The organism is Pseudonocardia sp. (assembly GCF_025465255.1).
Lineage (GTDB): Bacteria > Actinomycetota > Actinomycetes > Mycobacteriales > Pseudonocardiaceae > Pseudonocardia.
This window is the reverse complement of record NZ_JAODNI010000225.1, coordinates 1-23,943: the sequence shown is the minus strand read 5'-3', so window position 1 is coordinate 23,943 and position 23,943 is coordinate 1. Positions and strand designations below refer to the sequence as shown.

Below are 23,943 nucleotides of genomic sequence, written 5' to 3'. Positions count from 1 at the left end.
GGGGCTACGGGTGACCGGGCCGGGGATCAGCCGCGGCGGACGAGGCCCCCGAGGGCGGAGCTCGTGGTGTCCGCGACCGCCACGTCGAGCACCGGCTCGGCGACCTCGAGGACCGGCGCGGCGGCCTTCTCGCCGACCGGCGCCGCCGCCGAGACCACGGGCTCGGCCGCCTCGACGACGGGCTCCACCACTTCGACCGCGGGCCTCGCGGCCTCGACGACGGGTGCCGCCGCCTTCGCGAGGGGCTCCACCGCCGTGACGAGCGGTGCCGCCGTCTCCACCAGCGGCGCGGCCGCCTCGACGACCGGGGCGGTCGCTGACACCACCGGGCCGGCCACGTCGAGGGCCGGGGCGGCGACGTCCGCGACCGGCGCGACGACCGCGGCGGCGGGCGCGGCCGCGGTGACCAGGGGTTCCGCCGTCGACGCGACCGCGGTCGCGAGCGGCTCGACGACCGGGGCAGCGACGGCGCCCACGGCCGGGACGATCGTCTCCGCGGCGGGGACCAGCACGTCGTCGACGACGGGCTCGGCCACGGCGCCGAGCGCCTCGCCGGCGGTCTGCGCAACCGGGCCCACGAACTCGGCGGCGGTCCGGGCGACCGGGCCGACGACGCCCTGCGTGACCGGGGGGACGACCGTCTCGACGATGGGCGTGGCCACCTCGCCGACCGGCGTGACGACGGCGTCGACCACGGGCGTCACGACACCGGACACCGCGCCACCAGCCTGCTCGACGAGCGGGACCAGCGGGGCCGTCACCGTCGTCACGTCGTCCCCGAGGTCCTCCACGACCGGGGCCAGCGGAGCAGTCACGGTGGTGATCCCGCCACCCACGACGGTCGTCACGGGGACGAGCGGGGTGATGGTGTCGGTGACCGTGTCCCCGACCGCCCCGAGGACCGGCTTCAGCGGCGCGGTGACCGTCGAGGCGTCGGTCACGACGGTTCCGAGCACCGGGCCCAGCACGGGCGCGACCTCGCCGGGGAGTTGCATGATCGGCGTGACCACGGGGTTCTCGAGGACCTGGGCGAGAACGCCCCCGCCGCCGATCCCGCCCCCGCTGCCCGGGTCGGTCACGACGGGTGACGTCCCGCCGGATCCGCCCGTCCCGGTCCCCGGTCCACCGGTACCCGTGCCTCCCTGGGCCGGGACGACCGGGATCGGGACGACCGGGATCGGGCCACCGGGCGTCGTCCCGCCGGGAACGACACCGCCCGGAGCGCCGGCGGGCGGCGTCGGGTCCAGCACGGAGGGCGGCGGCCCGGCCGAGGCCGCGCCGGCGACCGGTGTGGACGCGAACCGGATCCGCTCGGCCGACGGGGCGGCGGCATGCGGGTCGGCCGTGACCAGCACGGACGGGAACGCGACCGTCATCCAGGACGACGGCGCGGCCTGTCCCGCGTCGAGCGTCCCTCCCTCGCCGAGCGACGCCCGGCCGCCGTCGGGGAGGCTCTGCCCGGGGAAGCTGCCGCCGAGAGCCTGCTCGGCGTCCGAGGGCCCGCCGGAGGGATTTGTGAGGATCGCGACGCCGAGCACCGACCCCGCGATCAGCAACGCCCCACCCGCGACGACACTGCGCCGGACACCCCCGAGCGGCGCGCCGCCGGAGGTGGTCGCGTCGCCCCCGGCGGCCTCCTGCGCCGCCTCGATCTCCGCCCGGTGCGCGGCCCGCGGCCGGAGGGGCCGGTCCACCGCGTGCCGGGCGCGACCCTCGCGGCGCAGCAGGGCTCCGACCGACACCATCTGCCGGTCCACGGTGGACGGTTCGCCACCGCCGGGCTCGGCGGAGCTGTGCCGGGCGGGCCGGGGGCCCCCGGGGCCGCGTTGGGCCGGGATGGCGCCCCGGGCCGGGTTGCCGCGCTGGGAGGGGATGCTGCGGGCGACCTGTCCGGCGGCGGTCGCGGCGTCGACGGAGCCTGCTCGGGCACGGCGATCGATCGGTTCCACGTTGGAACGCCTCCGGTGTGCGAAGTGGAGCCATAAGACCTACTCCGGGCACCGGGCGTTCACCAAGAGTCATTCATCCGTTCACCGTTCGTCACCCCAACAGCGCAACGACCATTGGCCGGACCTGACGGACCACTCGGCGCGCGCCCGCTGGTAGCGAGGCCGCCACTCGATCGGGTCTCGGCCGACGGCACGTTCGCGGGCGGTCACACGGGTGTGATCCGTCCCGCCGGGTAGCGGGACGCCGTTACTGCGCGCGGCGGGCCCGCGCCCGGCGCTTGCCTTCGTGCATCGCCTGCACCCGCGGGACCGGGATGGCGTGCCCCTCCTCGACCAGGTCCGCGGGCAGCCGCTGCGGCGCAGGCAGCGCGTCCCGCCACGGGTCGGCGTCCCCGAGCAGGCCGACCGCCGTGTGGATCGTGAAGTCCACGGGCGACACCCGGTCCAGCTCGTCCCAGGAGACCGGGAAGGACACCGGGACCCCCGGGCGGATCCGCGGGCTGTAGACGGCGGCCATCGTCGCGCCGCCCACCCGGGTCGGGTCCAGGAAGACCTTCCCCTCCCGGTCGTCGCGGAGGAACGCGGTGGTGGCGACGTCCGGGCCGAGGCGTTCGGCGCGCGCGGCGAGGGCGCGGGTCGCGGCGGACCCGTCCTCGATCGTGGTCCCGTCCGCGAGCGGGACGACGACGTGGAGGCCCTTCGCGCCGCTGGTCTTCACCGCGCCGGCGAGCCCGGCGTCGGCGAGCGCCTGCCGGACGAGTTCGGCGGCGCGCACCACGTGCCCGAACGCGTCGCCCTCCGGCGGGTCGAGGTCCAGGACCAGCTGGGTCGCCCGCGGCGGGCCGAGGGGGACGAGCGCCGGGTGGTACTCGACGGCCCGCTGGTTGGCGAACCACAGCAGCGTCGGCAGGTCGTCGCACAGGGCGTAGCGGACCTCCCGTTTCGACGACTCGGCCCAGACCGTCGTCGTGCGGATCCAGTCCGGCGCGGACGCCGGCAGGTTCTTCTGCATGAACGGCTGCTGCCCGGGCCGCACCCGGATCACCGACAGCGGGCGGTCCCGCAGGCCCGGCAGGATCCGGTCCGCGACCGCCTCCAGATAGTTGACGAGATCCCGTTTGGTGGCGTCCGCGCCGTCGAAGAGCGGGGAGTCCAGGCTGCTCAGGGGCACCCCGGCGCGGGACTCCGTCGAGGGGCTCATGGCGACGTCCTACCACCGATCCCGTCCGGTGGGCCACACGTGCGGAAGGACCCGCGTGTTCTCGCCGCGCGGGACGGACGCCGACCCTGCGGGAGAGGACGGTTCGTCAGCACCTGCCGGAGCACGCCGTTGCCGTAACGTCCGCGCCCGAACGCGTCCGCGTGATCGCTCCCGAGGAGGACACCACCCGTGGCCACCACCCCCGCCTGGTTCCGTGCCGCCCTGGAAGCCGAGGCGGACGTCGGCGAGGTCCGGGTCTCCGGCGCCCCCGTGCGCTTCCGCGCGTGGGGTCCGCCCGGCGACGGCCTGGTGCTGGTCCACGGCGGTGCCGCGCATTCACGCTGGTGGGACCACGTCGCGCCGCTGCTCGCCGAGCCGGCCGGGCGCCGCGTCGTCGCGCTGGACCTCACCGGGCACGGAGACTCCGGGCGCCGGCCGCACTACACGCTCGACGTCTGGGCGGAGGAGACCCTGGCCGCTGCGGACGCGGCCGGGGCCGGGACGCGGCCGGTGGTCGTGGGGCACAGCATGGGCGGGATGGTCGCCCTCGTCGCCGCACAGCGGTTCGGCGACCGTCTCGCCGGTGCGGTCGCGATCGACACGCCGGTGCGGGACCAGCCGCCCGAGGACATCGCGGCCCGCGAGCGGCGGGCGTTCGGTCCGCTGAAGCGGTACGCCACCCGTGAGGAGGCGGTCGCGCGGTTCCGGGCGGTCCCCGCACAGGAGGTCGCGCTGCCGTACGTGACCGCGCACATCGCCGAGCACTCCGTCCGGCGGCTCGACGACGGCTGGGCCTGGAAGTTCGACCCGGTGGTCTTCAACCGGCGCCCGCTGGAGCCCGGGGACCTGGACGTCCCCGGGTGCCGGGTCGCGCTCTTCCGGGCGGAGCACGGGCTGGTCCCGGCGGACATGGGCGAGATGATCGTGGACAAGCTGGGCCGCGGGGTACCGGTGGTGGAGATCCCGACGGCCGCCCATCACGTGATGATCGACAACCCCATCGCGCTGGTCACGGGGCTGCGTACCCTGTTGGGTGACTGGCAGCACTCCCACGCGGCGCGTCCGGATGCGACGGTGTCCCGGTGATGACGTACCCACCGACGCACCCGCCCGCGGAGGCGGTCGCCGATCCCACCCTGCTGGACCTGCTGACCCTCGAACCGCTCGAGCGGGACCTCTTCCGGGCCACCACCGTCTTCGAGGAGCAGTGGGCGCTCTACGGCGGACAGGTGGCGGCGCAGGCGCTGCTGGCCGCCGGCCGGACGGTCGACGAGGACCGGTCGCCGCACTCGCTGCACGGCTACTACCTGCGCGGCGGCGACGCGTCGCGGCCCACGCTCTTCCGCGTCTACCGGGACCGGGACGGCCGGTCGTTCTCCGCCCGCCGGGTGGTCGCGATCCAGAACGGCGAGGTCATCTTCAACATGTCCGCCTCGTTCCACGTCGCCGAGGAGGGGCTGGACCGGCAGTTCGACCCCCCGATCGACGCCGGGGACCCGCGCGAGCAGCAGGCCTTTACGCCGCCCCGGCTGTTCTCGATGGAGGGCCGGCTGCCGAAGCAGCCGTTCCCGGGCGTCCAGTGGCCGACGCGGTTCTGGGCCCGGTGCACCCAGGACCTCCCGCCGGACCCGCTGACCCAGGCCTGCGTGCTGACCTACCTCTCGGACATCCTCACCGGGCTGGCCCCGCTGCACGACGGCACGTGGCGCACGGGGTCGAGCCTGGACCACGCCGTCTGGTTCCACCGGCCGATCCGGCTCGACGACTGGGCGCTGGTGGACCTGGTGCCGCACACCGTCTCCGCGGGCCGCGGCTGGTACACCGGCACCGTGCGGGACCGGGGCGGGCGGATCGGCGCGAGCCTCACCCAGGAGACGTTGTTCCGCAAGGAGCGCTGACACGACGAACGGCGGTGGTCCCGGGGGACCACCGCCGTTCGTCGATTCCTGCTGCGGGTCGCGCCACCCTTCCCCAGGAGCGCGGCCGTTCCGTGGCTACTCGGCCCGGTGGACCGGTCGGGCCTCGGGGGGCAGGACGCCCCAGTCGATGAGCTGGTCGGTAAGCTCACCGGGTGTCATGTCGTAGATGATCGCGAGCGACCGCAGGTCCTCGGCCCTGATGGACAGGACCTTGCCGTTGTAGTCGCCGCGCTGGCTCTGGATGGCGGCCGCGTAGCGGGCCAGCGGGCCCACCTTGTCGGCGGGGAGCTGTTGCAGCCGCTCCAGGTTGATCACGATCTTGGTGGCCGGCTCGGAGCCGGAGGGCACGCGGCCCTCGGGCAGGAGCTCGGCGACCGGCACGCCGTAGAAGTCGGCCAGCTCGGCCAGCTTCTGTACGGTGACTGCCCGGTCGCCGCGCTCGTAGGAGCCGACGACGACCGCCTTCCAGCGGCCCCCCGACTTCTGCTCGACGCCGTGCAGCGACAGCCCCTGCTGCTGCCGGATGGCCCGGAGCTTGCTCCCGAGCGCCTTGGCGTAGTCGCCCATCTGGCGATCTCCTCATTCTTGTCGTCCGGTCGCGGGCCGACCGGACCGTGTCGTGCGAATCGCGGGCACCGGCCGCCGGTGCGGCGGACCGGTCCGTGCGAGAGGTGTCGACGAAGGCGGTGCCCCCCGCTGCCGCGGCCACCTCGTCACCGGCTTTCAATACGGAGAGTAATCCTCCGCTGCAGCAGCGCCGCAGGTCAAGCCGGGCCACCCCGTACGGGGGTCAACACGCCGTACTCCACTCAGAAGGATGAGCCCTTGTCCCTCGACGGCGGTACGGATCACGCGCTACGCCGAGAACCGCGACTATCTGCGGCAACGCTGTGACGAACGGGGCACGAGTGGGTGTGACGCAGTCCCGGGACGTCCTCCCGACGCCGCACCGTAGGCGTGATCATCGCCTCGCCGCCCCGTCGGGCCCCCGCAGACCGACGCACGGGCGTTGCCCGATCGTGACGGGCCCGTGATCACGGACCGGCGCCGGGCCGGGTCGGGCGCCTTGCTAGAGTCGCGAACGGAAACACGGCAGACACATCCTTTAAGGCCCGTCCGGTGAGGCGGGGAAGGAGCACACCTCGTGGCGACAGCCCGCCGCGGGGACGCCGAGGGCGCGCAGCCTCCCGTCCGGGAACTGCTCAGCGCCGCGGACGTCACCCGCACCATCGCGCGGATCGCGCACCAGATCATCGAGAAGACGGCCTTCGGTCCGGCGAACGCCGAGGACCTCGTCCTGCTCGGCATCCCCACCCGCGGCGCCATCCTGGCCCGTCGTCTCGCGGCAGCGATCACCGAGTTCAGCGGCGCCGCCCCCGCGGTCGGCTCCGTCGACGCGACCCTCTACCGCGACGACCTGCGCCGCCGGCCCGCCCGTGCGCTCGAGGACACCGCGGTGCCCGAGGGCGGGGTGGACGACAAGCTCGTCGTGCTCGTCGACGACGTCCTGATGTCCGGCCGCACCACCCGCGCCGCGCTGGACGCCCTGCGGGACGAGGGTCGCCCGCGAGCGGTCCAGCTCGCCGTCCTGGTCGACCGCGGGCACCGCGAGCTGCCCATCCGGGCGGACTACGTCGGCAAGAACGTCCCCACCGCCCGCGCCGAGGCGATCCACGTCCTGCTCGCCGAGCACGACGGGCGCGACGCCGTGCAGATCGCGCGGGCCCCGGGCGAGGAGCGCCCGGTCGTCGGGGACACCGAATTCACGGAAGGAGCCGACCCGGCGTGAGGCATCTGCTCTCCGTCGCCGACCTCGACGCGGCCGCGGCCACCGGCCTGCTGGACACGGCGGACCGCCTCAAGCAGGCTCTGCTCGGCCGCGAGGTCCGCAAGCTGCCCACGCTGCGCGGACGCACGGTCGTCACGTTGTTCTACGAGGACTCCACCCGCACCCGCGTCTCCTTCGAGATCGCAGGCAAGTGGATGAGCGCGGACACGATCAACGTCAGCGCCAAGGGCTCGTCGGTCTCCAAGGGCGAGTCGCTGCGGGACACCTCCCGCACCCTGTCCTCGATGGGCGCGGACTGCGTGATCGTCCGGCACCCGGCCTCCGGTGCGGCGCACCGGATCGCGGGCTGGGCGGACCGGGACGCCGGCACGACGGGGACGTCGACGTCGGTGGTCAACGCAGGCGACGGCACCCACGAGCACCCCACCCAGGCGCTGCTCGACGCCGCGACGCTGCGCGAGCGCCTCGGGTCGGTGGCGGGCCGGCGGATCGGGATCGTCGGCGACGTCCTGCACAGCCGGGTCGCCCGCTCCAACGTGCTCCTGCTCGCCACGCTGGGCGCCGAGGTGGTGCTGATCGCGCCGCCCACGCTGCTGCCCGTCGGCGTGCGCGAATGGCCCTGCCGGGTCTCCCACGAGCTCGACGCCGAGCTGCCCGCCCTGGACGCCGTGATGATGCTGCGCGTGCAGGCCGAGCGCATGCACGGCGGCTTCTTCCCCTCCGCCCGCGAGTACGCGGTGGGCTACGGGCTCTCCGAGGCGCGCCAGGCGCTGCTGCCGGAGAACGCCCCCGTGCTGCACCCCGGGCCGATGGTGCGCGGCATGGAGATCGCCCCCGCCGTGGCGGACTCGCCGTCCTCCGCGGTCCTCGCCCAGGTGCGCAACGGCGTGCACGTGCGGATGGCCGTCCTCTACCACCTGCTTGCCGGAGCTCCCGAATGACCCAGACCACCGACAACCTGTTGATCAGAAATGCCAGGCCGTACGGGGAGGACGCGACGGACCTGCTGGTCTCCGACGGCGTCGTCACCGAGATCGGCACCGGGCTCACCGCCCCCGCGGGGACCGAGACGTTCGACGCCGGCGGGCACGTCCTGCTGCCCGGCTTCGTCGACCTGCACGTGCACCTGCGCGAGCCGGGCGGCGAGGAGTCCGAGACCATCGAGACCGGCTCGCACGCGGCGGCGCTGGGCGGTTTCACCGCCGTCTTCGCCATGCCGAACACGGACCCGGTGGCGGACACCGAGGTCGTCGTCGAGCATGTCCGGCGGCGCGGCGAGGAGATCGGCCTCGTCGACGTCCACCCGGTCGGCGCCGTCACCGTGGGGCTGAAGGGCGAGAAGCTCGCCGAGCTCGGCACGATGGCCCGCTCCCGCGCCCGGGTCCGGATGTTCTCCGACGACGGCCGCTGCGTGAACGACCCGCTGATCATGCGGCGCGCGTTGGAGTACGCGTCCTCGCTGGACGTCGTCGTCGCGCAGCACGCCGAGGACCACCGGCTGACCGGTGGCGCCCAGGCGCACGAGGGCGCCGTCGCGTCCCGGCTGGGCCTGACCGGCTGGCCCGCGACCGCCGAGGAGACCGTGGTCGCCCGGGACTGCGCGCTGGCCCGCGAGGCCGGGGCCGCACTGCACGTCTGCCACGTCTCGTCGGCGCACACGATCGCGGTGCTGCGAGCGGCGAAGGCGGCTGGCGTGCGGGTCAGCGCCGAGGTCACCCCGCACCACCTGCTGCTCACCGACGGCCGGTTGACCAGCTACGACCCCGTCAACAAGGTCAACCCGCCGCTGCGCACGGCCGGGGACACGCAGGCGATGCGCGAGGCGCTGGCCGAGGGCGTGATCGACGTCGTCGCCACGGACCACGCGCCGCACGCGTCGCAGTACAAGGACACCGAGTGGGCCGCGGCCAAGCCGGGCATGCTGGGCCTGCAGACCGCGTTCTCGGTCCTGGTCCACACCATGGTCGAGCCGGGCCTGCTGGACTGGCACGGCGTCGCGCGGGTGCTGTCCGAGCGGCCCGCGGAGATCGGGTCGCTGCCGGACCAGGGCCGGCCGATCGCGGTGGGCGAGCCCGCGACGTTCGCGCTGGTGGACCCGGACGCGCAGTGGACGGTCCGCGGCGCCGCGCTGGCGAGCAAGGCGGCGAACACGCCGTACGAAGGAATGCGGCTGCCCGGTGCGGTGGTCGCGACGATTCTCCGTGGCCGGATCACGGCCCGGGACGGAAAGGTTGCCCTGTGAATGGCGACGCTGTGACCAACGAGGCGGTGCTCGTCCTCGAGGACGGGCGGATCTTCCGGGGCGAGGCGTACGGCGCGACCGGCGAGACCCTCGGCGAGGCCGTCTTCACCACCGGCATGACCGGATACCAGGAGACCCTGACCGACCCGTCGTACCACCGCCAGATCGTGGTGCAGACGGCGCCGCAGATCGGCAACACCGGCTGGAACGACGAGGACGACGAGTCCGGGCGGATCCAGGTCGCCGGGTACGCGGTGCGGGACCCCGCCCGTCGCTCCTCCAACTGGCGCGCAACGGGTTCGCTCGAGGACGCGCTGCGCGACAACGGGGTGGTCGGCGTCGCCGGGATCGACACCCGCGCGCTGGTGCGCCACCTGCGCGAGCGCGGCGCGATGCGCGCCGGGGTGTTCTCCGGGGAGGCCCTGGCCGCGGACGACGTGCTGGTCGAGAAGGTGCGGGAGAGCCCGGGCATGGAGGGCGCGGACCTCTACGGCGCCGTCACCACGAGGCAGCCCTACGTCATCGAGGCGGTGGGGGACAAGAGGTTCACCGTCGCCGCGCTGGACGTCGGGATCAAGTCGAACACCCCGCGGATGCTCGCGGCCCGCGGCATCGAGGTGCACGTGCTGCCCGCGGACTCCGCGCTGAGCGACGTCCTGGCGGTGCGCCCCGACGGCGTGTTCCTTTCCAACGGCCCCGGGGACCCGGCGACGGCCGACGTCCCGGTCGCGCTGACCCAGGAGATCCTGAACCTGCGGATCCCGCTGTTCGGCATCTGCTTCGGCAACCAGATCCTCGGCCGCGCGCTGGGCCGCGGCACCTACAAGCTCCGCTACGGCCACCGCGGCATCAACGTCCCGGTGATCGAGCACGCCACCGGCAAGGTGGCGATCACCTCGCAGAACCACGGCTTCGCGGTCGAGGGCACGGCGGGGGAGGAGTTCGCGACCCCGTACGGCCGGGCCGTGATCAGCCACACCTGCCCGAACGACGGCTGCGTCGAGGGCCTGGCGGGCCTGGAGTTCCCGGCGTTCAGCGTCCAGTACCACCCCGAGGCCGCCGCGGGCCCGCACGACGCCGCGGACCTCTTCGACCGGTTCGTCCAGCTCATGGCGGACCACCCGGTCACCCACGACCCGGAGCCGGACGGCGGGGGCCGGCACCGCCTGCTCGGCGAGGCCGTGGTCGAGCTGCCCGACACGAACCCGTCGAGCATCCCCGACACCGACACCGACACCGACACCGGCACCCACACCAGCGCCGAGACCACCAGCACCGACAGCACCGGGGAGAACGTCTGATGCCGCGCCGCGAGGACATCCGGCACGTCATGGTGATCGGCTCCGGGCCGATCGTCATCGGCCAGGCCGCCGAGTTCGACTACTCCGGCACGCAGGCCTGCCGCGTGCTGCGGGCCGAGGGCCTGCGCGTCTCGCTGGTGAACTCCAACCCGGCGACGATCATGACCGACCCGGAGTTCGCGGACGCCACCTACATCGAGCCGGTGACGCCGGAGTACGTCGAGCAGGTCATCGCCGCGGAGCGGCCGGACGCGATCCTGGCCACCCTCGGCGGGCAGACCGCCCTCAACACGGCGGTCGCGCTGCACGAGAACGGTGTGCTCGAGCGCTACGGCGTGGAGCTGATCGGCGCGGACATCGACGCCATCCAGCGCGGCGAGGACCGGCTGAAGTTCAAGGAGATCGTGCTGGGCCTCGGCGGCGACGTGCCGCGCAGCGCGGTGTGCCACTCCATGGAGGAGGTCCGGGCCGCCGCCGGCGAGCTCGGGCTCCCGGTCGTCATCCGGCCGTCGTTCACCATGGGCGGACTCGGTTCGGGCATTGCGCACAACCCGGAGGACCTCGAGCGGCTCGCGGGCGCCGGCCTCGCCGCGTCCCCGGTCACCGAGGTGCTCATCGAGGAGTCCGTGCTCGGCTGGAAGGAGTACGAGCTCGAGTTGATGCGGGACAACCACGACAACGTCGTGGTCGTCTGCTCCATCGAGAACCTCGACCCGATGGGCGTGCACACCGGGGACTCGATCACCGTCGCGCCGGCGATGACGTTGACGGACCGCGAGTACCAGAACATGCGGGACGTCGGCATCGCCGTGCTCCGCGCGGTCGGCGTGGACACCGGCGGCTGCAACATCCAGTTCGCGATCCACCCGGAGACCGGGCGGCTCGTCGTGATCGAGATGAACCCGCGCGTCTCCCGGTCGTCGGCGCTGGCGTCGAAGGCCACCGGCTTCCCGATCGCGAAGATCGCGGCGAAGCTCGCCATCGGCTACACCCTCGACGAGATCCGCAACGACATCACCGGCGAGACCCCGGCGGCCTTCGAGCCGACGCTGGACTACGTCGTCGTCAAGGTCCCGCGGTTCGCGTTCGAGAAGTTCCCCGGCGCGGACACCGAGCTGACGACGACGATGAAGAGCGTCGGCGAGGCCATGGCGATGGGCCGCTCGTTCTCCGAGGCCTTCGGCAAGGCGCTGCGCTCCATGGAGACCACCTCCACGGGCTTCTGGACGACCCCCGACCCGGCCGGCGAGCCGGACGTCGCGACCCCGACGGACGGCCGCATCCTGGCCGTCGAGCGGGCGCTGCGGCGCGGGGCTTCGATCGAGGACGTCGCGGCGAAGTCCGGGATCGACCCGTGGTTCCTGGACCAGATCCAGGCGCTGGTCGAGCTGCGCGCCGAGATCGAGGCGGCCCCCGTGCTCGACGCGGCGTTGCTGCGCAAGGCGAAGCGGGCGGGCCTGTCGGACCGGCAGCTCGCCGCGATCCGCTCGGAGTTCGCCGGCGAGGACGGCATCCGCGCGCTGCGGCACCGGCTCGGGATCCGGCCGGTCTACAAGACCGTCGACACCTGCGCCGCGGAGTTCGCCGCGCGGACGCCGTACCACTACAGCGCCTACGAGACCGATCCCGCCGCGGAGTCCGAGATCGCCCCGCAGACCGAGAAGCCGAAGGTGCTCATCCTCGGCTCAGGGCCGAACCGCATCGGGCAGGGCATCGAGTTCGACTACTCCTGCGTGCACGCCGTCATGGCGCTGCGCGAGGCCGGGTTCGAGACCGTCATGGTCAACTGCAACCCGGAGACGGTCTCCACGGACTACGACACGGCGGATCGGCTCTACTTCGAGCCGCTGACCTTCGAGGACGTCCTCGAGGTCGTGCACGCGGAGCAGCAGTCCGGCACCATCGCGGGCGTCATCGTGCAGCTCGGCGGGCAGACGCCGCTCGGGCTCGCGCAGCGGCTCACCGCGGCCGGCGTCCCGGTCGTCGGGACGAGCGCGGCGGCGATCGACCTCGCGGAGGACCGCGGGGCGTTCGGCGAGGTGCTGCGCAGGGCCAAGCTGCCGGCCCCCGCGTTCGGCATGGCCACGTCGTTCGACCAGGCGCGCGACATCGCCGCGCGGATCGGCTACCCGGTCCTCGTCCGGCCGTCCTACGTGCTCGGCGGCCGCGGTATGGAGATCGTCTACGACGACGCGACGCTGGCCGGCTACATCGCCCGGGCCACCGCGATCAGCCAGGAGCGCCCGGTGCTCGTCGACCGGTTCCTCGACGACGCCATCGAGATCGACGTCGACGCCCTGTGTGACGGCACCGAGGTCTACCTCGGCGGTGTGATGGAGCACATCGAGGAGGCGGGCGTCCACTCCGGCGACTCGTCCTGCACGCTGCCGCCGATCACGTTGGGGCGCAGCGTCCTCGAGGAGGTGCGGCGGTCCACCGAGGCCATCGCGCACGGAGTCGGGGTGCGCGGGCTGCTCAACGTCCAGTACGCCCTGCACGGCGAGACGCTCTACGTGCTCGAGGCGAACCCCCGGGCGTCGCGCACCGTGCCGTTCGTGTCCAAGGCGACGGCGGTGCCGCTGGCCAAGGCTGCGGCACGGATCATGTTGGGCACCAGCATCTCCGAGCTCCGCGAGGAGGGCATGCTGCCCGCCTCCGGGGACGGCGGGGAGTTCCCGACCGACGCGCCCGTCGCCGTCAAGGAGGCGGTGCTGCCGTTCAACCGGTTCCGCACCACGAGCGGCCTCGGCGTGGACCCGCTGCTCGGCCCGGAGATGAAGTCCACCGGCGAGGTCATGGGCATCGACGCCTCGTTCGGCCCGGCCTTCGCCAAGTCCCAGGCCGCCGCCTACGGCTCGCTGCCGAAGGAGGGGCGCGTCTTCGTGTCCATGGCGGACCGGGACAAGCGGGCCATGGTCTTCCCCGTGCGCCGGCTCGCGGACCTCGGCTTCGAGGTGCTGGCCACCGCCGGCACCGCGGACGTCCTGCGCCGGCACGGGATCACGACGACGGTGGTGCGCAAGCACAGCGAGAGGGGCGAGGGCCCGACGATCGTGGACCGGATCCTCGCGGGCGACGTCGACATCATCGTGAACACCCCGTACGGCAACTCCGGCCCGCGCGTGGACGGCTACGAGATCCGCGCCGCCGCGGTGTCCCGGGGTGTCCCGTGCATCACGACGGTGCAGGGCGCGGCCGCGGCCGTGCAGGGCATCGAGGCGATGATCAAGGGCTCGATCGGGGTCCGGTCGCTGCAGGACGCCCACGCGGCGCTGCAGAAGAGCCGGACGTCGCCGGTGGCCCAGAAGAGCCGGACGTCGCCGGTGGCCGAGAAGAGCCGGACGTCGCCGGTGGCCAAGAAGAGCCGGACGGCGCCGGTGGGCGGGAAGGACCGGCCGTGAGCTCCTTCGGGACCCGGCTGGCCGCCGCCGTCCGGGAGCTCGGGCCCCTCTGTGCGGGTATCGACCCGCACCCCGGCCTGCTGGCCGAGTGGGGGCTCACCGACGACGCGGACGGGCTCGCCCGCTTCGCCGACGCCTGCGTCGAGGCGTTCGCCGGGCACGTCGCGATCGTGAAGCCGCAGTCGGCGTTCTTCGAACGGCACGGCTCGCGGGGGATCGCGGTCCTCGAGCGACTGCTCGCGGACCTGGCCGGGACCCGCACGCTGAGCCTGCTGGACGTCAAGCGCGGGGACATCGGCTCGACGATGGACGGCTACGCGGACGCGTACCTGGGCATCGGTGCGCCGCTCGGCGCGGACGCGGTGACGCTGTCGCCGTACCTCGGCTTCGGCTCCCTGGACCCGGCGCTGCGCCGGGCCCGGGACGCCGGACGCGGGGTCTTCGTGCTCGCCCGCACCTCGAACCCCGAGGGCGCGGAGGTCCAGCAGGCGACCCTCGCGGAGCGCTCGGTGGCCCAGGCCGTGGTCGACGGCGCGTCGGCCCGCAACGCCGGTGCCGAGCCGCTCGGCGACGTGGGGGTGGTGGTCGGTGCGACGGCGGACCACGGGCTGTCCCTGCAGGCCCTGAACGGCGCGGTGCTGGCCCCGGGCCTCGGGGCCCAGGGTGCCACCGCGGAGGACGTCGCGCGGTGTTTCGCGGGCGTCTCCGGGCTCGTCCTGCCCGCGGCCTCGCGTTCGCTGCTGAAGGCGGGCCCGCAGCCCTCGGCGATCCGGGCGGCCGCGGCCGTGACCCGCGACGACCTGGACCAGGCCTTCTCCGCCGCCCGCTGAGCCCTGCCCGAGTCGTTGAGCCGTTCAGCGCAACGCCGGGGCCGCGGACGCTCACGCGAACGGTGGGGATGGTGGCACCTGGCGACGGGATCGGCCGGCGGCGACGCTGGTCGCCCGCGCCGGGCCCGGCGCGCTGAACGGCACGGCCGTGGGGGCGCCCCGCGGGAAGTCGGGGAGGTGAGCCGGTGGTGGACGTCCTGATCGTGGACGACCAGCGCCCCTTCCGGACGGTGCCGCGCACCGTCGTCGGGCTGGTGGCCGGGTAGCGCGTCGCCGCCGAACCGGGCACCACGGTCGTCGTGCTGTCCACCTACGCGGTCGACGACCTGCCGGCGGACGCCACGGACTGCGGCGCGGCCGCCTACATCCACAAGGAAGGACCTGACGCCTGCGCGGCTGCGGGCCCTCGCGTCCCCGGACGACGCACCTGCGGCATCAGCACGGCGGCCGGGAGATCCCCCCGTGATCTCGGTCGCGTCGCCGCTCCGACCGCGGAGCGTCACCGGCCGTTCACCCGTCGCCGATCGGCCGCGCGCCGGACGTCGGGCCCGCCCGGATTGGGGCGACAGGCCAGGACTCGTCGCCGAACGGGCGGTTCGGTCACGCATTCGCGCGGCCGTCCGTGATATCGCCCGGACGGGTGGCGCGTCGAGGGCCTGTGGCATCAAACCCACAGGTGGTACCCCCGTTGGCATGCGTGACCCGGTCGTGGGTACGTTCGCTTCCGACCCCGCGGGCAAGCCCGCGGGACGGCGTTCGCACACGTCGCGCGCGCTGCCGGAACTGCAGAAAAAGAAAGACGGAGGACGACCGTGGCCCTTCCCCAGCTGACCGAGGAACAGCGTGCTGCCGCGTTGGAGAAGGCCGCGGCCGCCCGCCGGGTCCGGGCAGAGCTGAAGGACCGGCTCAAGCGCGGTGGTACGACGATCGGCGAGGTGCTGAAGCAGTCGGACACCGACGAGATCCTGGGCAAGATGAAGGTCTCGGCGCTGCTCGAGGCCATGCCGGGCGTCGGCAAGGTTCGCGCCGCCCAGATCATGGAGCGCCTGGAGATCGCCCCGAGCCGGCGTCTTCGCGGCCTCGGTGAGCGGCAGCGCAAGGCTCTGCTCGCCGACTTCGAGGCGTGACGATGAGCGGCGGCCGGGGAACGACCCCGGCCCCGCGCCATCGCGGCCGCGGCCGGCTGCTCGTGCTGGCCGGCCCGTCCGGGGTGGGCAAGAGCAAGGTGGTCGAGCGGCTCCGCGAGGTGCTCCCCGAGCTCCACTTCAGCGTCTCGGCCACCACCCGTGCCCCGCGCGTGGGCGAGGTTGAGGGCCGGGACTACCACTTCGTCACCCCGGCGGAGTTCGACGCGCTGATCGGGCGCGGCGAGCTGCTGGAGTGGGCGGAGGTGCACGGCGGCCTGCAACGGTCGGGCACCCCGCGCGAACCCGTCGAGCACGCGCTGGCCCTCGGGCGGCCGGTGCTCGTGGAGGTGGACCTGCAGGGCGCGCGCGAGGTCAAGCGCGTCATGCCGGAGTCGACCACCGTGTTCCTGGAGCCCCCGTCGTTCGAGGAGCTGGTCCGCCGGCTCACGAACCGGGGCACCGAGTCGGTCGAGCAGCGCGAACGCCGGCTGCGCACCGCCGTCGAGGAGATGGCGGCTCGCGACGAGTTCGACGTGGCCGTGGTCAACGACGAGGTGAACGCCGCCGTCGAGCGGTTGGTAGAGTTGCTGGTGGATCGCAGTGTCGACCGCGGCGTGACCGCCGGCGCCTAGTACGTCCTGGAGTACCTGGTACGCCCTGAAGCCCCTGGTACGCCCTGACGTACTGGCCGGCCCGGAGCCGCACCGACGAACTGCGGGACCCCGAACCCTGTACTGGAGTACCTGAGTGAGCATGCCGCTGACCGGCGCGGTCGCCGGATCTATCCCCGAGGGCATCACCAACCCGCCCATCGACGACCTGCTGGACAAGGTCAGTTCCAAGTACGCGCTGGTGATCTACGCCGCCAAGCGCGCACGGCAGATCAACGACTACTACTCGCAGCTCGGCGAGGGCCTGCTCGAGTACGTCGGGCCGCTGGTCGAGCCGGGCCCGCGGGAGAAGCCCCTCTCGATCGCCATGCGCGAGATCCAGGCGGGCCTGCTGGAGCACACCGAGGGCGAGCAGTAGTCCTCATGAACGCAGCCGGGCCCAAGGTCCTGCTGGGAGTGGCCGGCGGGATCGCGGCCTACAAGAGCGCGGAGCTGTTGCGCAGGCTCACCGAGACCGGTCATTCGGTCCGGGTCCTGCCGACGGCCTCCGCGCTCAACTTCGTCGGGGCCGCGACCTTCGAGGCGCTGTCCGGGCAGCCGGTGAACGTCGGCGTGTTCAGCGACGTCCCGTCGGTCCAGCACGTGAAGCTCGGCCAGGAGGCGGACCTCGTCGTCGTCGCCCCGGCCACCGCGGACCTCCTGGCCCGCGCGGTCCAGGGCCGGGCGGACGACCTGCTCACCGGCTCGCTGCTCACGGCGCGGTGCCCGGTGCTCTTCGCCCCGGCGATGCACACCGAGATGTGGGAGCACCCTGCCACCCGGGACAACGTGGCGCTGCTGCGCTCCCGCGGCGTCGTCGTGCTCGAACCCGCCTCCGGGCGGCTCACCGGCAAGGACACCGGTCCCGGCCGCCTGCCGGACCCCGCGGAGATCGCGGAGTTCGCCCGGCTCCTGCTCGAACGGCCGGACGCGCTGCCCCGGGACCTCGAGGGACGCCGGGTCGTCGTCTCCGCGGGCGGGACCCGGGAGCCGCTGGACCCCGTCCGGTACCTCGGCAACCGTTCGTCGGGCCGGCAGGGGTATGCGCTCGCCCGGGTCGCCGCGCAGCGCGGGGCGCGGGTGACGCTCGTCGCCGGGCACACCGCGGACCTGGCGGACCCCGCCGCCGTGGACGTGGTGAAGGTCGGGTCCGCCCTGGAGATGCGGGACGCGATGCACACCGCCGTCGCGGACGCGGACGCCGTGGTGATGGCGGCCGCCGTGGCGGACTTCCGCCCCGTGTCGCTGGCCGCCCACAAGATCAAGAAGGGCGGGAACGAGCCCGAGCCGGTGCGGCTCACCACGAACCCGGACATCCTCGTCGAGCTCGTCGGGGCGCGGAAACCCGGGCAGCTGGTCGTCGGGTTCGCCGCGGAGACGGGCGACGAGCACACGGACGCCCTGGAGTTCGGCCGGCAGAAGCTCGCCCGCAAGGGCTGCGACCTGCTCGTCGTCAACGCGGTCGGGGAGGGCAAGGCCTTCGAGGTCCCGGACAACGCGGGCTGGCTGCTCGGCGCGGACGGCGGCGAGACGGAGCTGGCGAACGGCTCCAAGGCGCTGCTCGCCTCCCGCGTCTGGGACGCCGTCGCCGAACGGCTCTAGGAAACACGAGGGGGACGTGCCGGGTGGCACGTCCCCCTCGCTTCTTTCCTCACTCCGTGGGACCGGCGCTCGACGGGTCTCGGGGAACCCGGAGCGGTCCGCGCCCCACGGGGCGTCCCGCGTGCGCGGCGATCAGCCCAGCAGACCGCGCGGCTGCGGCTCCTCGGCCGGGGCGCCGGACTCGTCCCCGGCGGTGTTGCTCGGCTTCGCCGTGGTCGTCGCCGTCGCGGCGGTGTCCTCGTCCCCGGCGGCGGCCGGGGCGGGCTTGGTGGTGGTGGACGGCGTGCGTCGGTCCGTGCCGGACGAGGTCGTGCCCTCGTCCGCGTTGGCCTTGACGTACTCCGCGGACGCCCAGCCGTCGAGGTTCTCCAGCTTGACGAACCCGTTCTGGGTCTGGCCCATCTGCACCGTCGTGCCGCGGTCGCAGACCGCCACGATCTCGGAGGTGGTGCTCGGCTCGGAGCGGACGTTCACGTTGTCGGTGCAGGTACCGGCGGTGGCGGCCGATGCGGTGCCGGACAGCAGGGCCATCATCGTGGCCGCGCCGACCGCGACCATCCCGCCGACCACCGCGGCCGCGCGGCCAGGTCGTTGCAACGTCGTCATGGGTGCTACCTCCGTGGGGAACGTCTCTCTTCGGGTCCTCGCGGTGAGCGGGACGTCATGGGGCCCAACGAGTCGTTCCGTGACCGATTCGCAATCCTGGCGAATGTCAGCCGAAGCGGTGACGCGACACGGTGCGTCGCTCCAATCCGTCACGGAGCGTGAGAATGCGGTCCGGCGCCACCGTGCTAACGGACCGAACCTGCTGGTCGACTAGTCTCGGAAGTCAGCAATCACCCGGGGACGTCCCTCGCGCCGAGCCGGCCGTGGGATCCGAGAGCGGACGGAGCACTGCGTGTCGAACGTGGGTCGGCGGTTGTTCACCAGCGAGTCTGTGACCGAGGGTCACCCGGACAAGATGTGCGACGCCATCAGCGACTCCGTGCTGGACGCCCTGCTGGCGCAGGACCCCCGGAGTCGGGTCGCGGTGGAGACCATGGTCACCACCGGTCAGGTCCACGTCGCCGGTGAGGTGACGACGTCCGCGTACGCGGACATCCCCACCCTGGTGCGGGAGAAGATCCTCGAGATCGGCTACGACTCGTCGGCCAAGGGCTTCGACGGCAACTCCTGCGGCGTGAACGTCGCGATCGGGGCGCAGTCCGCGGACATCGCGCAGGGCGTGGACACCGCCTACGAGAGCCGGGTCGAGCTCAGCGAGGACGAGATCGCCCGCCAGGGTGCCGGTGACCAGGGCCTGATGTTCGGCTACGCGAACACGGACACCGACGAGCTGATGCCGCTGCCGATCGCGCTCGCGCACCGGCTCGCCCGCAGGCTCACCGAGGTCCGCAAGACCGGCGTGCTGCCGTACCTGCGTCCGGACGGCAAGACCCAGGTCACCATCGAGTACGACGGGGACAAGGCGGTCCGCCTGGACACCGTCGTGGTGTCGTCGCAGCACGCGGCGGACGTGGACCTGGACGGCATGCTGTCCCCGGACCTGCTCGAGATGGTCGTGAAGCCCGAGGTCGCGGGCCTGGGCATCGACACCTCGGACATGCGCCTGCTGGTCAACCCGACCGGCCGCTTCGTCGTCGGCGGCCCGATGGGCGACGCCGGCCTCACCGGCCGCAAGATCATCGTCGACACCTACGGCGGCTTCGCCCGGCACGGTGGCGGCGCGTTCTCCGGCAAGGACCCGTCGAAGGTCGACCGCTCCGCCGCCTACGCGATGCGGTGGGTCGCCAAGACCGCCGTCGCCGCCGGCCTGGCCGAGCGCATCGAGGTCCAGGTCGCGTACGCGATCGGCAAGGCTGCCCCCGTCGGCCTGTTCGTCGAGACCTTCGGCACCGAGCACGTGGACCCGGCCAAGATCCAGACCGCGATCACCGAGGTCTTCGACCTGCGCCCGGCCGCGATCATCCGGGACCTGGACCTGCTGCGCCCGATCTACGCGCCGACCGCGGCCTACGGCCACTTCGGCCGCCGGGACATCACGCTGCCGTGGGAGGACACCTCCCGCGCCGCCGACCTGAAGTCCGCCGCCGGCGCCTGACCCCTACCTTTGACCACCCCGGCCACGGGGCTCGGGGGAGTGTCGGTGCGGACTGGTAGGACGAGAGCGTGACGACGTCCAGGTCGGTCCCGAAGGGCGGTGGTGCCCGCGGGGAGTGGCAGGCGGCGCCCGCGCTCTCGGTGGCGCGGGTCGCCGTCGACGTGCCGTTGGCGCACCTGGACCGGCCCTTCGACTATCGCGTCCCCGCCCAGCTGGACGAGCAGGCGGCGCCGGGCGTGCGGGTGCGCGTCCGCTTCGCCGGCCGGCTCGTCGACGGCTATCTCCTCGAGCGCGTGGACGAGACCGCGCACGTGGGGAAGCTGGCCTGGATCGAGAAGGTCGTCTCCGCCGAGCCCGTCCTCACCCCCGAGGTCGCGACGTTGTGCCGGACGGTCGCGGACCGCTACGCCGGGGTGATGGCGGACGTCCTGCGCCTCGCGATCCCCGGCCGGCACGCCCGCGTCGAGGCCGAGGAACCGAAGCCCCGCGAGATCGTCCCGCCCGAGGTGCCCGCGCACACCGGCTGGGAGCGCTACACCCGCGGCGGCGCCTACCTGGAGGCGCTGCGGGCCGGTCGGGCCGCGCACGCCGTCTGGCAGGCCCTGCCGGGGGAGGACTGGCCGGAGCGCCTCGCCGAGGCGGCCGCCGCCACGGTCGCCGCGGGCCGCGGTGCCCTGCTCGTGCTGCCGGACCAGCGCGACGTCGACGCCCTGCACGCGGCCTGTGTCGGGCGGCTCGGGGCGGACGCGGTCGTGGCGCTCAGCGCGGATCTCGGGCCCGCCGAGCGATACCGGCGCTGGCTGGCGGTCCGGCGCGGCCAGGTCCCCGTGGTCGTCGGGACGCGGTCGGCGTCCTTCGCTCCCGTCGCCGATCTCGGCCTGCTCGCGGTCTGGGACGACGGGGACGACCTCCACTCCGAGCCCCGCTCCCCGTATCCGCAGGTCCGGGACGTGCTGGTGCTCCGGGCGCACGCCGCCGGGGCGGCGCTGCTGATCGGCGGGTACGCGCGGACGGCGGAGGCGCACCTGCTCGTCGAGTCCCGCTGGGCGGCGGCGATCGTGGCCGAACGGGCGACCGTGCGCGAGGCCGCGCCCCGCGTCACGGCGATCGGGGAGACGGACACCCAACTGGCCCGGGACCCGAACGCCCGCGCCGCCCGCGTCCCGGGCGTCGCGTTCGAGGCCGCCCGGGGCGCGCTGACCGCGGGCAGACCGGTGCTGGTGCAGGTGCCGCGGTCCGGCTACCTGCCGTGGCTCTCCTGCGCCACCTGCCGGGACACCGCGCGCTGCCGGCACTGCGCGGGCCCCCTCGGCCTGCCCCGCGGCGGCACCGAGCACGACCCGGGCCTGCCGACGTGCCGGTGGTGCGGCCGTGCGGAGACGGCGTTCCGCTGCGGCGCCTGCGGATCCCGCCGGCTGCGGGCCGGGGTCGTCGGGTCCCGGCGCACCGCGGAGGAGCTGGGCCGGGCCTTCCCCGGGACGACGGTGCGGACCTCCGGCGGGGGAGCGCCGGTGCTGGCGTCCGTGCCCGGCAAACCGGAGATCGTCGTCGCCACGCCGGGCGCCGAACCCCCCGCGGAGGGCGGCTACGGCGCGGCACTGCTGCTCGACGGCTGGGCGATGCTGTCCCGGCCGGACCTGCGCGTGATGGAGGAGGCCTTCCGCCGCTGGCTCGGCGCGGCCGGGCTCGTCGTGCCGCACACCGACGGCGGGCGCGTGGTCGTCGTCGCGGACTCGGCGATCCCCGTGGTCCAGGCGCTGGTCCGGTGGGATCCGGCCGGTTTCGCCGCAGACGAGCTGGCCTCCCGCACCGAGGTCGGGTTCCCGCCCGCGGTGCGGATGGCGGCGGTCGAGGGCAGCCCCGGGGCGGTCGCGGACGTGTACGAGGCGGTGCTCGCGGACGAGCGGGTCGCGTCGGCCGTCGAGCTGCTGGGACCGGTGGAGGTGGAACCCGGACCGGGGGAGGACGGGAAGGAGGTCAAGGAACGCGCGCTGCTCCGGGTGCCGCGCACCGGGGGCCGCGCGCTTGCCGCCGCCCTCGCGGCGGCACAGGCCACGCGGGCGTCCCGGAAGGCCCCGGATCCCGTGCGCGTGCGGCTGGACCCCTCGGAAATCGGCTGAGGGATCGGCGCCTCGGGAGGCCCGGCACCCGCGTGGCACAATCGACGGTCGTCCCCGTCCGTACTGCTCCAGGGAGATCCGTGTCCGTCCAGCCCGTCCGGCTCTTCGGAGACCCGGTGCTGCGCAGCCGTGCCACCGAGGTCACCACGTTCGACGCCGAGCTGCGCAAGCTGGTCGCCGACCTCACCGACACCATGCACGACGAGGGCGGTGCCGGGCTCGCGGCCCCGCAGATCGGCGTGGGCCTGCGGGTCTTCACCTACGACGTCGACGGCGCCGCCGGGCACCTGATCAACCCCTCCTGGGAGCCGGTGGGGGACGAGGACCAGTTCGGCCCCGAGGGCTGCCTGTCCATCCCCGGCCTCGGCTGGGACTGCCGGCGCAAGCTGGCCGTCGTCGGGCGCGGCTGGGACATGCACGGCGAGCCGGTCACGATCGAGGGCACCGAGCGGGTGGCCCGCTGCATCCAGCACGAGACGGACCACCTGGACGGCGTGCTGTTCGTGGACCGGCTCGACGTCGAGACCCGCAAGCTGGCGATGGCCGAGATCCGGGCCGCGGAGTGGTTCGGCCGGCCGGAGCCGATCGTCAAGGCCAGCCCGCACCCCATGTTCGGGAAGGCCCGGTGAGGCTGCTCTTCGCCGGGACCCCAGCGCCGGCGGTACCCGCGCTGCAGGCGCTGCTCGACTCGCCACGGCACGAGGTCGTCGGGGTCCTGACCAGGCCGGACGCCCCGTCCGGGCGTGGCCGCAAGCTCGCCCGCTCACCGGTCGGCGCCCTCGCGGCCGAGGCCGGGATCCCGGTGTTCACCCCGCGGCGGCCGGAGGAGCCGGAGTTCCTCGACGCGCTGCGGGAGCTGGCGCCGGACTGCGCGCCCGTCGTCGCGTACGGGGCGCTGATCCCGCGGGTCGCGCTGGACATTCCCACGCACGGCTGGGTCAACCTGCACTTCTCGCTGCTCCCCGCCTGGCGCGGGGCGGCGCCGGTGCAGGCCGCGATCCTGCACGGCGACGACGTCACCGGCGCCACGACGTTCCTGCTGGAGGAGGGCCTGGACACCGGCCCGACCTACGGGGTCGTCACGGAGCCGATCGGCGCCCGGGACATCGCGGGCGCGCTGCTGGAGCGGCTCGCGCGCTCCGGGGCGCAGCTGCTCACGGCGACCATGGACGGCATCGAGGACGGCACCCTGCGCGCCGTCCCGCAGCCGGCGGACGGCGTCTCGCACGCCCCCAAGATCACCGTCGACGACGCGCGGCTGGACTGGTCCGCGAACGCCGTCGCCCTGGATCGGCTGGTCCGGGCGGTGACGCCCGAGCCCGGCGCGTGGTGCACCTTCCGTGAGGCGCGGCTCGGGATCGGGCCGGTCACGCCGGTGCGGACCGGGGAGCTCGACCTCAAGCCCGGCGTCCTGCACGTCGAGAAGAAGCGGGTGCTCGCCGGCACGGCGACCGTGCCCGTCGAGCTCGGCGAGGTGCGGCCCGTCGGGAAGCGCGCGATGCCCGCGGCGGACTGGGCTCGCGGGATGCGGATCGAGACGGGTGAGACGCTCGCCTGAGCGTCCCCCTCTGCACGACCTACGAAGGGACACACCGCGTGAGCGCGGACGAACGACCGGACCGGAACCGCGGCGACAGCAGCGGGGGCGGACCCGGAGGCGGGGCCGGCGGCCGCCGGGGCGGCAGCGGCGGAGGCCGTGGCGGCGGGGCCG

The 23,943-nt window shown here is 74.1% G+C and carries 20 protein-coding genes; 16 read left to right on the top strand and 4 right to left on the bottom strand.

What is annotated here, in order from left to right; all coding sequences use genetic code 11:
• Nucleotides 1-26: 26 nt before the first annotated feature.
• Nucleotides 27-1,949, bottom strand: a complete 1,923-nt coding sequence (locus JWP64_RS28220) for a hypothetical protein (RefSeq protein WP_297503027.1) — start codon at nt 1,947-1,949, stop codon at nt 27-29.
• 247 nt (nt 1,950-2,196) lie between these two features.
• Complete coding sequence (locus tag JWP64_RS28215) at nt 2,197-3,150, bottom strand: ATP-dependent DNA ligase (RefSeq protein WP_297503025.1); 954 nt, start codon at nt 3,148-3,150, stop codon at nt 2,197-2,199.
• A gap of 189 nt (nt 3,151-3,339) precedes the next feature.
• Between JWP64_RS28215 and JWP64_RS28210 the strand changes: the two genes are divergently transcribed.
• Both JWP64_RS28210 and JWP64_RS28205 read left to right on the top strand, forming a co-directional pair.
• A complete protein-coding gene (locus tag JWP64_RS28210; protein ID WP_297503023.1) occupies nt 3,340-4,236 on the top strand; it encodes an alpha/beta hydrolase in 897 nt (298 codons plus the stop codon).
• Nucleotides 4,236-5,048 carry an acyl-CoA thioesterase domain-containing protein gene (locus JWP64_RS28205; protein ID WP_297503021.1) on the top strand — a complete coding sequence of 271 codons (813 nt, stop codon included), beginning with the start codon at nt 4,236-4,238 and terminating at the stop codon, nt 5,046-5,048. Before JWP64_RS28210 ends, JWP64_RS28205 begins: the two co-directional genes overlap by 1 nt.
• A gap of 96 nt (nt 5,049-5,144) precedes the next feature.
• On the opposite strand, the gene JWP64_RS28200 is transcribed toward JWP64_RS28205, so the two are convergent.
• The gene (locus JWP64_RS28200; protein WP_297503019.1) at nt 5,145-5,636 is read right to left on the bottom strand and encodes a transcriptional regulator; all 492 of its coding nucleotides are present in this window, start codon (nt 5,634-5,636) and stop codon (nt 5,145-5,147) included.
• Between the two features lie 577 nt (nt 5,637-6,213).
• Here JWP64_RS28200 and pyrR point away from each other — a divergent pair.
• From pyrR to coaBC, 10 genes are all read left to right on the top strand, one after another.
• Entirely contained in the window at nt 6,214-6,858 is a 645-nt protein-coding gene (pyrR, locus tag JWP64_RS28195) for a bifunctional pyr operon transcriptional regulator/uracil phosphoribosyltransferase PyrR (protein WP_297503017.1), read from the top strand.
• Nucleotides 6,855-7,799, top strand: a complete 945-nt coding sequence (locus JWP64_RS28190; protein WP_297503015.1) for an aspartate carbamoyltransferase catalytic subunit — start codon at nt 6,855-6,857, stop codon at nt 7,797-7,799. Before pyrR ends, JWP64_RS28190 begins: the two co-directional genes overlap by 4 nt.
• Nucleotides 7,796-9,100, top strand: a complete 1,305-nt coding sequence (locus JWP64_RS28185; protein ID WP_297503013.1) for a dihydroorotase — start codon at nt 7,796-7,798, stop codon at nt 9,098-9,100. Before JWP64_RS28190 ends, JWP64_RS28185 begins: the two co-directional genes overlap by 4 nt.
• Nucleotides 9,097-10,401 (top strand): glutamine-hydrolyzing carbamoyl-phosphate synthase small subunit, encoded by a 1,305-nt coding sequence (carA, locus tag JWP64_RS28180; RefSeq protein ID WP_297503011.1) that lies wholly within the window; start codon nt 9,097-9,099, stop codon nt 10,399-10,401. The genes JWP64_RS28185 and carA overlap by 4 nt, the downstream gene beginning before the upstream one ends.
• Entirely contained in the window at nt 10,401-13,802 is a 3,402-nt protein-coding gene (gene carB / locus JWP64_RS28175) for a carbamoyl-phosphate synthase large subunit (protein ID WP_297503009.1), read from the top strand. Before carA ends, carB begins: the two co-directional genes overlap by 1 nt.
• Nucleotides 13,799-14,632, top strand: a complete 834-nt coding sequence (gene pyrF / locus JWP64_RS28170) for an orotidine-5'-phosphate decarboxylase (RefSeq protein ID WP_297503007.1) — start codon at nt 13,799-13,801, stop codon at nt 14,630-14,632. The genes carB and pyrF overlap by 4 nt, the downstream gene beginning before the upstream one ends.
• 812 nt (nt 14,633-15,444) lie before the next feature.
• Entirely contained in the window at nt 15,445-15,759 is a 315-nt protein-coding gene (gene mihF / locus JWP64_RS28165) for an integration host factor, actinobacterial type (RefSeq protein ID WP_297503005.1), read from the top strand.
• 2 nt (nt 15,760-15,761) lie between these two features.
• Nucleotides 15,762-16,391, top strand: coding sequence for a guanylate kinase (gene gmk, locus JWP64_RS28160; RefSeq protein WP_297503003.1), 630 nt, complete (start codon nt 15,762-15,764; stop codon nt 16,389-16,391).
• Nucleotides 16,392-16,512: 121 nt separating this feature from the next.
• Nucleotides 16,513-16,788, top strand: coding sequence for a DNA-directed RNA polymerase subunit omega (gene rpoZ / locus JWP64_RS28155; protein WP_297503058.1), 276 nt, complete (start codon nt 16,513-16,515; stop codon nt 16,786-16,788).
• Nucleotides 16,789-16,793: 5 nt separating this feature from the next.
• A complete protein-coding gene (gene coaBC / locus JWP64_RS28150) occupies nt 16,794-18,011 on the top strand; it encodes a bifunctional phosphopantothenoylcysteine decarboxylase/phosphopantothenate--cysteine ligase CoaBC (protein WP_297503001.1) in 1,218 nt (405 codons plus the stop codon).
• A 132-nt stretch (nt 18,012-18,143) separates the two neighbouring features.
• Here coaBC and JWP64_RS28145 read toward each other — a convergent pair whose 3' ends face one another.
• Nucleotides 18,144-18,617, bottom strand: coding sequence for an SH3 domain-containing protein (locus JWP64_RS28145; RefSeq protein ID WP_297502999.1), 474 nt, complete (start codon nt 18,615-18,617; stop codon nt 18,144-18,146).
• Between the two features lie 292 nt (nt 18,618-18,909).
• Here JWP64_RS28145 and metK point away from each other — a divergent pair, with 292 nt between their 5' ends.
• From metK to fmt, 4 genes are all read left to right on the top strand, one after another.
• Nucleotides 18,910-20,112 carry a methionine adenosyltransferase gene (gene metK / locus JWP64_RS28140; protein WP_297502997.1) on the top strand — a complete coding sequence of 401 codons (1,203 nt, stop codon included), beginning with the start codon at nt 18,910-18,912 and terminating at the stop codon, nt 20,110-20,112.
• Between the two features lie 68 nt (nt 20,113-20,180).
• Entirely contained in the window at nt 20,181-22,232 is a 2,052-nt protein-coding gene (locus JWP64_RS28135; RefSeq protein WP_297502995.1) for a primosomal protein N', read from the top strand.
• An 80-nt stretch (nt 22,233-22,312) separates the two neighbouring features.
• On the top strand, nt 22,313-22,861 hold the full coding sequence (gene def / locus JWP64_RS28130; protein WP_297502993.1) for a peptide deformylase: 549 nt from the start codon (nt 22,313-22,315) through the stop codon (nt 22,859-22,861).
• Nucleotides 22,858-23,790, top strand: coding sequence for a methionyl-tRNA formyltransferase (gene fmt, locus JWP64_RS28125; RefSeq protein WP_297502991.1), 933 nt, complete (start codon nt 22,858-22,860; stop codon nt 23,788-23,790). The genes def and fmt overlap by 4 nt, the downstream gene beginning before the upstream one ends.
• The last annotated feature ends 153 nt before the right edge of the window (nt 23,791-23,943 follow it).

Coding starts and splice junctions, on each gene's coding strand:
- carB (WP_297503009.1), top strand. CDS start 10,401: ATGCCGCGCCGCGAGGACATCCGGCACGTCATGGTGATCGGCTCCGGG.
- rpoZ (WP_297503058.1), top strand. CDS start 16,513: ATGCCGCTGACCGGCGCGGTCGCCGGATCTATCCCCGAGGGCATCACC.
- gmk (WP_297503003.1), top strand. CDS start 15,762: ATGAGCGGCGGCCGGGGAACGACCCCGGCCCCGCGCCATCGCGGCCGC.
- JWP64_RS28205 (WP_297503021.1), top strand. CDS start 4,236: ATGACGTACCCACCGACGCACCCGCCCGCGGAGGCGGTCGCCGATCCC.
- JWP64_RS28185 (WP_297503013.1), top strand. CDS start 7,796: ATGACCCAGACCACCGACAACCTGTTGATCAGAAATGCCAGGCCGTAC.
- JWP64_RS28215 (WP_297503025.1), bottom strand. CDS start 3,150: ATGAGCCCCTCGACGGAGTCCCGCGCCGGGGTGCCCCTGAGCAGCCTG.
- coaBC (WP_297503001.1), top strand. CDS start 16,794: ATGAACGCAGCCGGGCCCAAGGTCCTGCTGGGAGTGGCCGGCGGGATC.
- JWP64_RS28200 (WP_297503019.1), bottom strand. CDS start 5,636: ATGGGCGACTACGCCAAGGCGCTCGGGAGCAAGCTCCGGGCCATCCGG.
- JWP64_RS28145 (WP_297502999.1), bottom strand. CDS start 18,617: ATGACGACGTTGCAACGACCTGGCCGCGCGGCCGCGGTGGTCGGCGGG.